Raw genomic sequence first — 12,997 nt, 5'->3', positions numbered from 1 at the left:
AACGAGAAACGCCCCGGCGCGAGGCGCACGGGGCGACAGGGTCACGTGATCATGACCGGAGCGCTACCGTTTCCGCCTGCGCGGGCCGCCCGTCGAACGGGACCTTCAACCGTGCCGGAGCACGGTGGCCAGCGGTCTTTGGTGGTTACGGTCACCCGAGTCGAAGCTCAGGCAACTTGTCAAGCGTACGGGACGCGTCCGCTCCCACCAAATCAGTAGCCGAACGGGCCACGCCGGGTGAGCCGGGTCACGCCCGGCGCCGACGCAGCCAGGCGTACAGGGCCAGCGCGGCGGCGCTCCAGGCCACGGCGTGTCCGGTCAGCTCCGCCACCGTGACTCCGCTCGGCCCGGCCATGGTCGCCCGTGCGGTCGCCATCAGCGGCGGGGCCACCCACGGCAGCACCGAGTCCCGCAGCCCGAAGACGATCGCCCCGACCACCCCGCCGACCAGGATCAGCACCCCGTACAACGGGCTGTCGGTGGCGGCCCGGCTGGCCAGGGCGCCGAGCGCCACCGCCGCCGGCAGCACCAGCAGGTGCGCCCAGACGCCGAGGGCGATGCCCTCGGCCAGCGGCAGATGCTCGGGCTTCTCCGGGCCGGTCACCCCACCGACGAGCCAGGGCAGCACCAACGCGATCAGCACCGTGCCGAACCCGGCCACCGCGGCGGCGACCAGACCGGCTGAGAGCTCCCGGCCCCGGCTGCCGACCGCCACCAGGGCCAACCGGCGGGCCACGTCCGGCTCGACGTCGAGCAGCAGCTTGGTCTGCCAGGCCAGGACCGGGAAGAGGACCACCGCGGAGACGCCGTACGCCTCCCCCGCCTGAGCCCGCCCCCCGCCGTAGAGCACGGTCAGCACGACCAGACCGGCGATCAGGGGCGCGATCGCCCGACCGGTCCGGACGAACCCGGCCAGCCGCATCCGGGCCAACGGGATCATGGCGTCAGCTCGCTTCCGGTCAACTCGCCCCGGCTCGACGGGTCGCCGGTCGGCGCGCCACCGGCAGCCGTGGTCGGCGCGGGCGGCACACCACCGGCGGCCGGAGTCGACGAGGGCGGCGGGCCACCGGCGGCCGAGGCGGGCGCGGTCGGCGCCGGGCGTACCCGGATCACCCGGTGGCCGGCGGCGCGCAGGGCGGCGACGGTGCCGGTGGCGTCGGCGGTCGGGACCTCGATCTCCACCACCGTGCTGCCGGCGGCCGGGGTCGGCCTGCCGACGGTGACCGTGCCGTCGTCGACCATCCAGTGCGCCGCCTGCGGCAGCCGCACCGTCTCGCCCCGATGATCACTCACCAGCACCGACCCGCCCGCCGCGAGCACCTCCGTGATCAGGTCGGGCACCAGCTCGCGGGAAGCCGCGTCGAGCCCCTCCCAGGGCTCGTCGAGGATCAACAGCTCCGGCGGTACGAGCAGCGCCTGGGCGAGGCCGACCTTCTGCGCCGTGCCCTTGGACAGCTCCGGCAGCCGGACATCGCGGTACCGCGCCACCCCGAGCCGTTCCGTCCACGCCGCCGTCGCCCGCCCGGCCGCTACCGGGGAGAGGCCACGCACCCGCGCCATCGAGGTCAGGTATCCCTCGATCGTGAACGGCTGGTCGGCCGGAAAACGCTCCGGCACCCACCCGACCACCCGGGGCCGGTCGCGTACGACGCCCCGGGTCGGCCGCAGCACCCCGGCGGTCAACTGGAGCAGGGTGGACTTGCCCACCCCGTTGCGCCCCAGCACCACCGCCGCCCGACCGGGCGCCAGGTCGAGCTCGACCGACCGCAGCACCCACGGCGTACGCCGCCGGTAGCGCAGCCAGACATCGTCGAGACGCATGCCGACGAGCTTGCCAGATCCGGGTACGGAAAGGGGCCCCACCCGTCGCGGGTGGAGCCCCTTCACCTCGTACGCGATCGGGCCCGGAGGCCCGAGGGTGACTCAGGCCTCGGCCGCGTCGCCCCGCAGGTTCTTCACCACGTTCGGGTCGACCGGCACGCCGGGGCCCATGGTGGTGGCGACGGTGACCTTCTTCAGGTACTTGCCCTTGGCCGCCGACGGCTTGGCCCGCAGCACCTCGTCGAGGACGGCGGCGTAGTTGTCGATCAGCTGGGTCTCGGTGAAGGAGGCCTTGCCGATGATCAGGTGCAGGTTCGAGTGCTTGTCCACCCGGAAGGTGATCTTTCCACCCTTGATGTCCGAGACGGCCTTGGTGACGTCCATGGTCACGGTGCCGGTCTTCGGGTTCGGCATGAGGCCGCGCGGGCCCAGGATCCGCGCGATCCGGCCGATCTTGGCCATCTGGTCCGGGGTGGCGATCGCCGCGTCGAAGTCGAGCCAGCCCTCCTGAATCCGGGCGACCAGCTCGTCGGTGCCGACCTCGTCCGCTCCGGCGGCAACGGCCTCGTCGGCCTTCGCGCCAGCGGCGAACACGATCACGCGGGCGGTCTTACCGGTGCCGTGCGGCAGGTTGACCACCCCGCGGACCATCTGGTCGGCCTTACGCGGGTCGACGCCGAGGCGCATCGCGACCTCGACCGTGGCGTCGAACTTCACCTTGCTGGTGTCCTTGGCGAGCTTGACCGCCTCGGCCGGGGTGTAGAGCTTGTCCCGGTCGATGACCTCGCTGGCCTTGCGGTAGTTCTTGCTGTGCTGCATCTCTCGTCACTCCTGTGGTGTCTGGCGGGTCGCACCGTCGGCGCGCCCTCCCACGAATTCCGAACTCGCCACCCCGAGGGTGGAGAGCTTCACTTGATCGTGATGCCCATCGAGCGGGCGGTGCCGGCGATGATCTTCGCGGCCTGCTCCACGTCGTTCGCGTTGAGGTCGACCATCTTCTTCTCGGCGATCTCGCGGAGCTGCGCCTGGGTGATCGAGCCGACCTTCTCGCTCTGCGGCACCCCGGAGCCCTTGGCCACACCGGCGGCCTTGATCAGCAGACGCGCGGCCGGCGGGGTCTTCAGCACGAAGCTGAAGCTCCGGTCCTCGAAGACGCTGATCTCGGCGGGGACGATGTCACCACGCTGCGACTCGGTCTGCGAGTTGTACTGCTTGCAGAACTCCATGATGTTGACGCCGTGCTGACCCAGCGCCGGGCCGACCGGCGGAGCCGGAGTGGCCTGACCCGCCGGCAGCTGAAGCGTGAACGTCTTGACGAGCTTCTTCTTCGGAGGCATGTCTCTTCCTGGGGCTTGATATCTGGTGGTTGTGCACCGGACGTTGCCGTCACGGGGCGCGCACGGTCAGCGCGACCAACGGGGCGACGTTCTAGGATAGCGCAGGCCGTAGCCCGGCGATCCGCCCAGGTCGCCGTCGTGGCCGACGAGACGACGATGGGCGCCGGGCCCGACCGGACCCGACGCCCATCCACGTACGTCAGATCTTGGCGACCTGGTTGAAGTTGAGCTCCACCGGGGTCTCCCGACCGAAGATCGACACCAGCACCTTGAGCTTCTGCTGGTCCGGGTTGATCTCACTGATCGTGGCCGGCAGCGACGCGAAGGCACCGTCGGTCACGGTCACCGAGTCACCGACCTCGAAGTCGAGCACCCGCACCTCGGGCTTCGCCTTACCGCCCTTGGTCTCGGCCTCGACCGCCGGCGCGAGCCACTTGAGCACCTCGTCCAGCGAGAGCGGAGCCGGCCGGTCGACCCGGTCGGTCGCGCCGACGAAGCCGGTCACGCCCGGAGTGTTCCGCACGCAGGAGTAGGACTCCGCGGTCAGCTCCATCCGGACGAGGATGTAACCGGGGAAGACCTTCGCCTGGATCTGGGACCGCTTGCCGTTCTTGACCTCGACCTCTTCGCGGGTCGGCACCTCGACCTGGAAGATGAACTCCTCCATGTCAAGGCTGGTGATCCGGGTCTCCAGGTTGGTCTTGACCTTGTTCTCGTATCCGGCGTAGGAGTGCACGACGTACCAGTCACCCGGCGCGTAGCGCAGCTTCTGCCGCAGCTCAGCGACGGGGTCGTAGTCCTCGTCCGGCTCCGACTCGGTGATCTCATCGAAATCCGGCTCGCTGGCGGCCTCGACCGACTCGTCACCGGCCGCCGTCGCCACCGCGGACTGCTCGTCCACGGGTCCGGCGGTCTCGTCGTACTCAGGCACGCTTGCTCACTTCCGTCACTATCAGCTGCGACAGCTGGTCAGCTGGGGTTACCGAAGACCCACAACACGCCCTGGGCGAACCCGTAGTCCAGCCCGGCCACGATCGTCAACATCACGGCGACGAAGACGACCACCACGGCGGTGTAGGTCAGCAGTTCCTTCCGGGTTGGCCAGATGACCTTACGCAGTTCGGCTACGACCTCGCGGAAGAACCGGGCGATCCGGCCGAAAAATCCCACCCGCTGGGTTTCCGACTTGGCCTTCGGCCGACTGTCCGCCGACTCCGCCTTGGTCCGGGAACGGGTGGCGGTGCCACCGCGCGAGACCGGCTCCTCGCCCTCGTCGGCGTCATCGTCGACAGCGTCGTCGATCGTCTCGTCGTCAAGACGGTCGTCGTCCGCGGCGTCCTCGCCGCGCCGGTTGCTCTCGGCCACTTCGCCCTCCGTCGGGGGGTGCTGGGTTCGTACGTCGGGTGGACGCACGACACGCTGGTCACGCCGACCGAGTACGAGTACCGCGCTCGGCCGAAACCCGGACCCTACCGTCCCCCGGGACGGGCCGCGGCCGGCGGAGCCGACGGAAACTGCCTTCGGCGGGGGCGACCCGCTCCAGAACAGCCCCGCCGATGCCACCACCACGGGACGATCGTCGCGTCAGCGACTCCGACCCCCGGGAACGGTCAGGCCTAAGGCGCAGGGGTGACAGGACTTGAACCTGCAGCCTGCGGTTTTGGAGACCGCTGCTCTGCCAATTGAGCTACACCCCTGTGCGGGAAAGCCGTTCCTACCCGGGCATGCGTGCCTGAGTAGGGCCTACTTGCCCCACGGCGGACCAGTGTACGGGTAGACGACCGACTTTCCCAACCGGCCACCACCGCGTGCCGAACTCCCCGCCGGCACCTCACCCGCAGTAGCCGAACGCCCGGTGCGGCAAGCCGATCGGGGCCGGACGGGCGCGGGCGAAGATCGACGGTCAGGCTGCGGCGATCGGGCCGCGGATGATCGCCCGCGCCTGCGCCAGCACCTTCTCACCCAGACAGGTCGCGGTCAGGTCGAGCCTGGTCAGACCCGGCTCGGCACCCTCGCGGACCACCGCGCGTACCTCGATCTCGGTGCCCTCGTCGTCGTCGGGCACGACCACCGGCCGGGTGAACCGGACGCCGTACTCGACCACCGCGTCGGGGGCACCGGCCCACTCGGTGACCGCCCGGCCGACCAACGCCATGGTCAACATGCCGTGGGCGATCACTCCGGGCAACCCCACCTTGGTCGCGACCCGGTCGCTCCAGTGGATCTGGTTGAAGTCACCGGAGGCACCCGCGTAGCGGATCAGATCCGCCCTGGTGACCCGGAACGTCTTGACCGGCAGCTCCACGTCAGCCCTCCCCGCGTACGACAAGCTTTGACCAGACCGTGACCACCGGCTCGCCGGCGGCCGTCGAGACGTCGGTCCGGGTGGTCAGGAAATCGTGCCCACCGCGCGAGGTGATCGCCTCCACGGTGTTGACGCAGACCAGCTCGTCCCCGGCGACCACCGGGCGGGCGTAGGCGAACCGCTGGTCGCCGTGGACCACCCGGCTGTAGTCGATGCCGAGCGCGGGATCGTCGATGAGCTGCTGGCTCGCCGCCATCGTGATGAGCACCGGGAAGGTCGGCGGGGCGACCACGTCGCCGTGTCCGAGCGCCCGCGCGGCCTCCGGATCGTGGTACGCCGGATCGGTCGCGCCGATCGCGGTCGCGAACTCACGGATCTTCTCCCGCCCCACCTGGTAGGGGACGGTCGGCGGATAACTGCGGCCAACAAAAGACGGGTCCAACGACATGCCGCGAACCTACACTCCCGGATCCTCGATCACCGTTTGGCGAGACGCCGGTCGGACAAACACGATCGCCGCACCGAGGGCGAAAGCCCGATCGGTACGGCGATGTGGGAAAGACTGCGCGGCCGGCGACAAACCGGCCAGCGGTGCTAGCGGGTCTCGCGGTGAACGGTGTGCTTGCCGTCCCGGGGGCAGAACTTCTTCAGCTCGATACGGTCCGGGTCGTTACGACGGTTCTTACGCGTGATGTAGTTGCGCTCCTTGCACTCCACACACGCCAAAGTGATCTTCGGACGGACATCGGTCGCCTTCGCCACGGCGGAGTGCCTTCCTCGCTTAAGGATCAACTACGACGTAGCAGCCTACCTGCCTACTACGCGGACATGCAAAGTGGGCGCCACTTGGCGCCCTTCACTTCGGTTTCCGGACCTGGCCCGGGCGCCGAGAGTAGCGGTGGCCGGACTTGAACCGGCGACACAGCGATTATGAGCCGCTTGCTCTACCATCTGAGCTACACCGCCGCAGGCGGGTCCAGCTGAACCCTCTGAGCCCCCTTACGGAATCGAACCGTAGACCTTCTCCTTACCATGGAGACGCTCTGCCGACTGAGCTAAGGGGGCGACGCGATCTTGCTTTCGGCGCGCAGGGGTAAGAGTACACGGCGATCCAGCGGTGGGGAAATCGGATCCCGGGGCGTCGCGTAACACCTGCACACCGGCCATCCGACCGGCCTCACGGGACCGCGCGGAGCCGGCGTACGTCGGTGGCCGCGGCGGCTTCGGGCTCCGCCTGGGCACCGAACCAGGCCTCCAGCCGCTCGTACGGCAGCGGCCGGCTGAACAGGAACCCCTGGCCGATCTGGCAGCCGATGTCCTGCAACAGCTCCAGGGTCAGCTCGCTCTCCACGCCCTCGGCGACCACCGAGAGGCCGAACTGCTGGGAGAGCGTCACCACCGCGTTCACGATCGCCAGGTCCACCGGGTCGGTCGCCATCCCCTGCACGAAGGAACGGTCGACCTTGACCTCGTCCACCGGCAAGCGGCGCAGGTACGACAGGGACGAGTAACCGGTGCCGAAGTCGTCCACCGAGAGGCGTACGCCGACCTCGCGCAACCGGCGCAGGGTCGGCATCGGACGGTTGGTCCCGTCCAGCACCCCGGCTTCCTTGATCTCGAACGTCAGCAGTTCCGGCGCCACGCCGTACTCGGCGAGCAACTCCTGGACCCGTTCCGGGAAATGCTGGTCGATCAGCGTACGGGCGGAGAGGTTGACCGAGACCGCGAGCGGCTCGCCACCAGCGGTCCAGTCCCGGCTGCGCCGCAGCCCCTCCCGCAGCACCGCCTCGGTCAGCCGCTCCAGCTGACCGGTGTGCTCCGCGACCGCCACGAAGTCCTCCGGCGAGACCGGACCGTGCGCCGGATGCTCCCAGCGGGCCAGGCACTCCACCCCGACCAGCCGCCGGTCGTCCAGGGTCACCTTGGGCTGGAAGTAGACCTCCAGCTCGTCGTTGTCCAGCGCCCGGCGCAGGTCACCGGCGAGGCCGAGGCGGTGCATCGACCGGGACTCCAGCGCCGGGTTGAACAGTTGGATGCTGCCCGGGGTGGACTTCGCGGCGGTGGCCGCCAGATCGACCCGGCGCAGCAGCGTCTCCGGGTCGTTGCCGTGGTCCGGGTGGATCGCCACCCCGACGGCGGTGTCCACGTCGAGCACCAGCGTCCCGAAGACCATCTGGTCCTGGATCTGCTCGCGCAGCTCGGCGGCCAGGTTGGTGGCCGCCTCGGCGTTCTCCACCCGCAGAGTCACCAGGAACTCGTCCCCACCGACCCGGCCGACCAGCGCGGCGGCCGGAGCGCAGGACCGCAGCCGCGAGGCGACCTCGGTCAGCACCTCGTCGCCGGCCGCGTGCCCGAGCGACTCGTTGACCTGACGCAGCCCGTCCACGTCGAAAAGGAGTACGGCGACCACCTCACCGGGCGCCCGGACCCGTACCGCCTCTTCCAGGGCCTCGGTCATCCGGCGCCGGTTCGGCAGGTCCACCAGCCCGTCGTGGTACGCGTCGTGGCGCAGCCGGTCGACCAGCCGGGAATTCTCCAGCGCCACCGCCACGTGGGCCGCGATCGTCTCGAAGATGGGGACGTCCCCCGGCACGAAATGCGTGGCGCCACCGAGCCGGTTGACCACCTCAAGGGTCCCGATCACCGCCTGGCCGGAGCGGAGCGGAGCGACGATCACGTCCTTGACCCCCGCCGCGCGCAACACATGCCGCGTCTTCTCGTCGTCCTCCACTCGTTTACCGACGGCGATGGTCTGCATCTCCTGCTGCGCGCGGGCGCGGAGGACCGGTGGTGTCCGGTCGAAGTCGAGCAGGCCGGGATCGTCCACCCGCGCGGTGAGCAGCACCTCGGGGTGACGCCCCTGGGCGGGCAGCCACAGGGTCGCGTACTCGGCCTGCATCAGTGACCGGACGCGGCCGAGCATCACGTCCGCCAACGTGCCGTCCTGACCGCTACGGGTGATCGCCCTGGTGAGGTCGTATATGTCGGCAAGCGTGCGATGCTGTCGGAAGAACTGTGCGTAGGACCGCCCGAGTGACGCCAGACCGCCGCCGAGCACGGCCAGCAGCAGCACCGACCACCAGGTGGTGACGAGCGCGATCAGCACGATCAGTCCGAGCGCCACGTTCGCTGCGGCAACGAGGAGGCTCGGTGGGGAGGTCCGGGCCGCCTCCCAGCCCGCCTGAGGGCCCTGCATCAGCGTGATCACGCCGACCACGGCGGCAACGGTGACGAGGGTGATCGTGCTGACCCCGGCGGCCAGGATGCCCCAGGTGGCCGGCCCGGCGCCCTCCATGGCGGGAAGCGCTTGCAGCACCAGTCCGGCCAGCGAGGTCGCGGCCGCGGTCTTCGCCACATTGAAGACGGCCTTCGCGGTGCCGAACTTGCGCCTGAGCTGGGTGATCACCGACGCCAGGGTGTAGGCCAGCACCACGGTCAGCGGATGCAGGAAGTACAGCGCCAGAACCAGTGGAATCTCGGTGATGGTGACGCCGAAGGTCTGTCGCCGAATGACGAAGTGGGTCATCGACCCTTCGGTCACCACCATGGCGACCATCAGGATGATGGCGATCAGCCAATAGCCCGGGGAACTGGCGACGCGATGGCTCTCCGTAGCCGGGATGTCCAGGATCCCCAACGCAACGGACCAGAGCACCGCCAAGATGGCCAGCGGAGCGGTGAGGAACCAGGCGTGCTCAGCGGGTCGTCGTGACGAGGACTGCCGCCTGGCCATACCGCTCCCTTGGTTGCGTTCCCAGCGGGTCCGAGAGACGGAGCCGCGAGGTCGTCCTAAACGCCGCTCCCGCCCACCGGCCCCGCAGATGCGGCACCGAAGCCAGCCGTCCACTCCCAGGTCAACTGAGTGAAGGTATGAACCTCCTCGGCGACGAACATCGCACCGAAGAGACCTGCCAGCGCAAGGGCTGGGCCAAGCAGCCGACACAGCCGTCGTGCAGACATCGTTGGCTCCTGTCGAGAGAATGACGGAGAGGAGGTGGAGGTTCCATGATGGTGCCACAGCTACCGGAGGCAGCAAAGCGGTACGGGCCTGCCGCGCCGCCGATCCCGCAAATTCCAACCGAACGGTAGGGACAACTCCGCCGGCTGGATGCAACCCCAAGTATCACAGATCCCCGACTTGGTGCGCGTACCGCACGAAGTGAACTTTTCCTCGAATCAGAAAACCCGGTCTAAATCGCGTGCCACCTCATAATCGACCTAACGAACTTATGCCTTCAAGACTCCCCATATCGGACGGTCTTCCCCGGCCAACCGACCTCCGACCTGCTGCACCGCACCGTAGCTCGGACGTCAACGCAACGCTCACCCCGGCGACACAATGCGTGGCAATCCAGGCCCTCCGGGCAGCGGACGCCCCCTCCGGACCACCGCTCGACGGCTCGATTCATGGCGACTTGAGTGCCGCCGGAGCAAAGATCTCGGTATCGGGTACGACAAACAGTCGATACGAGGTCGCGGCGCCAATCACAGAAGGTATTCGTACACTTTGGACCGGTGATTGAGTCAGCCGGTACGACAGTTGCCGGCCACCCGATAAGCACACCGCCGGCGGTCACCACATCACCATGAGTGGGCAATCGGCACGATCGCCGACGAAACATCCTTCGACCCGATCGCCCGCACCGATCTTGTTTTCCCGGCGTACCCGCGCATCGGCAGCTCGTGCCGGTGCAGGTCTTGACATGAGCCCGGTCTTCGGTGACGTCGACCGACAGTGCAAACGAGGACAGCAGCGGCAGACACCACGTGACCTAAGTCACGTGGCTCCCGGGGTTCCGGCTACCCGTCACGGGCGCGTTCGACCGTCGGTGGTTCCGGCGCGGTCGTACCAGAGATCCGCCGGACGGCAAACGCGGGTGACAGCCGGCCGCCGGGCTTCTAGCGTGCGCACCATGCCCCATACCCCTGGCTCCGGGAGCGACTGGCGTCACGACGAGTTGCACCGGCTGTGCGAGGAGGAGCGTCGGATGACGGTGGAACTGGCGGACACCCGCGACGCGATCGCACGACTCGTCACGCAACTGCTTCCCGCGCACGCGTCCGCAGCGCAGATCGAGCCGGTGCTACAGGCCAGCGGGTACGGCCGGTGGATGATCGACAAGATGCGCGAGGGCCGACTCTGGCACCGGTGACCGGCTGCCGGGCGGCTCCCCCGCCCACCGTCTGCCCACGGGGAGCCGTGGACGGCCGGATCTGGCTGGACTCGGCTGGATCAACGAGAATCGCCCCTGACCGGCATCTCTGCTGGTCAGGGGCGATAACCGCACCTGGTGGCGGGTAGAGGATTCGAACCTCTGAAGCTTTCGCGACGGATTTACAGTCCGCTCCCATTGGCCGCTCGGGCAACCCGCCAGGGCGTGCCGCCACGGTTAACGCGGCAGCGGAAGCAAGGATAGCGGTTGCACCGGGCACCTTCGCAACTGGGTATGGTCGGCATGTCGGACAGCCCAGCAGCCGTCCGGGACATCTTCATACCGCGACCCAGCAGGAGCATGATCATGGCAGCCAACCCGTCGTTCGACATCGTCAGCAAGGTCGACCGGCAGGAGATCGACAACGCCCTCCGGCAGACGGAGAAGGAGCTCGGCACGCGCTTCGACTTCCGCGGCACCGGCGCGGAGATCTCCTGGTCCGGCGAGGAGGCGATCAGCCTGCAGGCCGAAACGGAGGAGCGGGTCAAGGCGGCGCTGGACGTCTTCCGGGAGAAGCTGGTCAAGCGGAACATCTCGATGAAGGCGCTGGACGCCGGCGACGCCCGCGCCTCCGGCAAGATCTACAAGATCGACTGCAAGGTGATCCAGGGCATCGACTCGGAGAAGGCCAAGTCGATCGGCAAGAAGATCCGCGACGAGGGGCCGAAGGGCGTACAGGCGCAGATCCAGGGCGACCAGTTGCGGGTGACCGCCAAGAAGAAGGACGACCTCCAGGCCGTCATCGCGCTGCTCAAGAGCGAGGATTTCGGCGTCGCCCTGCAATTCACGAACTACCGGTAACACGTCCGCTGCGGCCCGCCGACGGCGCGGGCCGCAGCCGGAGCCGTGGGCGGGTCACCCGGGCCGGTCCACGCCGGAGCGCGTACCGGCCCGGGCGGGTCAGACGAGTTCGGCGGCGAGCGCCTGCTCCACGCGTACGGCCTCGCGGGCCTCGGCCCGTGCGATCGGGCCCCGGCGGGGCGCCGCGACCCCGGCCGCGACGGCGACCGCCGCACCGGCGAAGAGAAAAGCCCACGGTACGCCGACCTGGTCGACGATCAACCCGGCCGCCGCGCCACCGGCGGCGCTCGCCGCCACCGACACGGTCACCAACCAGGTGTACGCCTCATTGAGCATGCTGCCCGGCGAGATCCGCCCGACCATGGTGTTCTCCAGGGTCAGCGCCGGTGCGATGGTCGCCCCGCCGATCACCAGTGCGACGCCGAGCGCGACCGGGTGCGGCATCAGCGCGAAGACGGCGAAGCTGGCCGCGACGGCGGCGAGCAGCAGCGCGAACTGTCGGGTCAGGTTCGGGGCCGGCCGCCGGGTGCCGAACCAGACCCCGCCGATGGCACTGCCGACCCCCCAGACGGCAAGCAGGACACCGGCCAGGCTCTCGGCGTCGCCGGGGACGTGCGCGGAGGCGTACGCCGGCACGGCCACACCGGCGGCGCCGAACGCGAGTCCCAGACCGGCGGCGCAGAGCAGCAGTGCGGAGAAGCCGCCGGAGCGCAGTGGGCCGAGGCCGGTGGCGTGGGCGTGGGTGGGGTGCGGGCGCCAGCCGCGCATGACCCGCCCGAGCGCGACGGCGAGGGTGCCGACGAGCGTCACCACGGCCGCCCCGATCAGCGCGGCGGTGGCGTCGGCGAGCAGCACGAAGAACGCGACCAGCAGCGGGCCGAGTACGAAGACCACCTCGAACAGGGAGGTCTCGGCGGCGAGTGCGGTGTTGCGGAGCCCGTACCGGCCGGAGCCGGGTTCGGTGAGGTCGTTCCAGGCGCCCCGGATGGCGGCGGTGAGCGGCGGGAAGGTCGCACCGGCGACACCCGACATGAGGTAGATCATGGTGAGCGCGTCCGCTCCGGCCCGGCTGGCGAGCAGGAGCCCGACCAGGGCCAGCGGGTGCGCCACGGCGGTGACGACGAGCACCGGGGTCGGGCCGATCCGGTCGGCGATTCGGCCGGCGATCGGGCTGAGTGCGGCGCCGGCCAGGGCGTACACGCCTCCTGCCGCGGCGGCGAGCGCGTACCTGCCGGTGACCTGTTCGACGACCAGGAGCAGCGCGAGCGGGGTCATGCCGATGCCGAGCCGGCCGATGATGCCGGTGATCAGCAGCATCGGCGCGCCGGGGATCCGCCAGACCAACAGATACTGGCGCAGCGCAGCCACGGGGATCGACCTCCTGGTCACGGGACGGGGGTGTAACGAGCGGAAAGCCCCTCGACCCTAACGCCCCGGTCGCCTCGGGGTGAAACGACTTACTCCGGCCGGAAGCCGTCGACGCGTACCAGGTTGCGGTGGACCGGGCGCGGAGAACACCG

At 69.5% G+C, this 12,997-nt stretch carries 13 protein-coding genes and 4 tRNA genes; 2 read left to right on the top strand and 15 right to left on the bottom strand.

Going from position 1 to position 12,997, the window contains the following annotated elements; genetic code table 11:
• Positions 1–247 precede the first annotated feature (247 nt).
• From ACZ6QQ_RS34985 to ACZ6QQ_RS34925, 13 genes are all read right to left on the bottom strand, one after another.
• A complete protein-coding gene (locus tag ACZ6QQ_RS34985) occupies positions 248–940 on the bottom strand; it encodes a hypothetical protein (protein WP_465882189.1) in 693 nt (230 codons plus the stop codon).
• A complete protein-coding gene (locus tag ACZ6QQ_RS34980; RefSeq protein WP_465882187.1) occupies positions 937–1,821 on the bottom strand; it encodes an ATP-binding cassette domain-containing protein in 885 nt (294 codons plus the stop codon). The genes ACZ6QQ_RS34985 and ACZ6QQ_RS34980 overlap by 4 nt, the downstream gene beginning before the upstream one ends.
• A gap of 102 nt (positions 1,822–1,923) precedes the next feature.
• Entirely contained in the window at positions 1,924–2,640 is a 717-nt protein-coding gene (gene rplA, locus ACZ6QQ_RS34975; RefSeq protein ID WP_465882185.1) for a 50S ribosomal protein L1, read from the bottom strand.
• Positions 2,641–2,729: 89 nt separating this feature from the next.
• Positions 2,730–3,158 (bottom strand): 50S ribosomal protein L11, encoded by a 429-nt coding sequence (rplK, locus tag ACZ6QQ_RS34970; RefSeq protein WP_329107110.1) that lies wholly within the window; start codon positions 3,156–3,158, stop codon positions 2,730–2,732.
• Between the two features lie 199 nt (positions 3,159–3,357).
• On the bottom strand, positions 3,358–4,089 hold the full coding sequence (nusG, locus tag ACZ6QQ_RS34965) for a transcription termination/antitermination protein NusG (protein ID WP_465882184.1): 732 nt from the start codon (positions 4,087–4,089) through the stop codon (positions 3,358–3,360).
• Between the two features lie 38 nt (positions 4,090–4,127).
• Positions 4,128–4,523, bottom strand: coding sequence for a preprotein translocase subunit SecE (gene secE, locus ACZ6QQ_RS34960; RefSeq protein ID WP_121158390.1), 396 nt, complete (start codon positions 4,521–4,523; stop codon positions 4,128–4,130).
• A gap of 259 nt (positions 4,524–4,782) precedes the next feature.
• A tRNA-Trp gene (locus ACZ6QQ_RS34955) sits at positions 4,783–4,855 on the bottom strand.
• Between the two features lie 206 nt (positions 4,856–5,061).
• Positions 5,062–5,463 (bottom strand): MaoC family dehydratase, encoded by a 402-nt coding sequence (locus ACZ6QQ_RS34950; RefSeq protein WP_465882183.1) that lies wholly within the window; start codon positions 5,461–5,463, stop codon positions 5,062–5,064.
• Between the two features lies 1 nt (position 5,464).
• Positions 5,465–5,911: an FAS1-like dehydratase domain-containing protein gene (locus ACZ6QQ_RS34945; RefSeq protein ID WP_465882181.1), complete on the bottom strand. Its 447-nt coding sequence runs from the start codon at positions 5,909–5,911 to the stop codon at positions 5,465–5,467.
• A 146-nt stretch (positions 5,912–6,057) separates the two neighbouring features.
• Positions 6,058–6,225: a 50S ribosomal protein L33 gene (gene rpmG, locus ACZ6QQ_RS34940; protein WP_013288652.1), complete on the bottom strand. Its 168-nt coding sequence runs from the start codon at positions 6,223–6,225 to the stop codon at positions 6,058–6,060.
• A 131-nt stretch (positions 6,226–6,356) separates the two neighbouring features.
• A tRNA-Met gene (locus tag ACZ6QQ_RS34935) sits at positions 6,357–6,429 on the bottom strand.
• 26 nt (positions 6,430–6,455) lie between these two features.
• Positions 6,456–6,528: transfer RNA gene (locus ACZ6QQ_RS34930), tRNA-Thr, on the bottom strand.
• 112 nt (positions 6,529–6,640) lie between these two features.
• Entirely contained in the window at positions 6,641–9,196 is a 2,556-nt protein-coding gene (locus ACZ6QQ_RS34925) for a putative bifunctional diguanylate cyclase/phosphodiesterase (protein ID WP_465882179.1), read from the bottom strand.
• A 1,180-nt stretch (positions 9,197–10,376) separates the two neighbouring features.
• On the opposite strand from ACZ6QQ_RS34925, the gene ACZ6QQ_RS34920 reads away from it, so the two are divergent.
• Positions 10,377–10,616 carry a hypothetical protein gene (locus ACZ6QQ_RS34920; protein ID WP_465882177.1) on the top strand — a complete coding sequence of 80 codons (240 nt, stop codon included), beginning with the start codon at positions 10,377–10,379 and terminating at the stop codon, positions 10,614–10,616.
• 136 nt (positions 10,617–10,752) lie between these two features.
• On the opposite strand, the gene ACZ6QQ_RS34915 is transcribed toward ACZ6QQ_RS34920, so the two are convergent.
• Positions 10,753–10,836 (bottom strand) — tRNA-Tyr (locus tag ACZ6QQ_RS34915).
• A gap of 146 nt (positions 10,837–10,982) precedes the next feature.
• On the opposite strand from ACZ6QQ_RS34915, the gene ACZ6QQ_RS34910 reads away from it, so the two are divergent.
• The gene (locus ACZ6QQ_RS34910) at positions 10,983–11,477 is read left to right on the top strand and encodes a YajQ family cyclic di-GMP-binding protein (protein ID WP_363598879.1); all 495 of its coding nucleotides are present in this window, start codon (positions 10,983–10,985) and stop codon (positions 11,475–11,477) included.
• A 99-nt stretch (positions 11,478–11,576) separates the two neighbouring features.
• Here ACZ6QQ_RS34910 and ACZ6QQ_RS34905 read toward each other — a convergent pair whose 3' ends face one another.
• Positions 11,577–12,845 carry an MFS transporter gene (locus ACZ6QQ_RS34905; RefSeq protein ID WP_465882175.1) on the bottom strand — a complete coding sequence of 423 codons (1,269 nt, stop codon included), beginning with the start codon at positions 12,843–12,845 and terminating at the stop codon, positions 11,577–11,579.
• Between the last annotated feature and the right edge of the window lie 152 nt (positions 12,846–12,997).

Source organism: Micromonospora sp. NPDC049529 (assembly GCF_055586685.1).
This window is presented reverse-complemented; position numbering and strand designations above follow the sequence as displayed.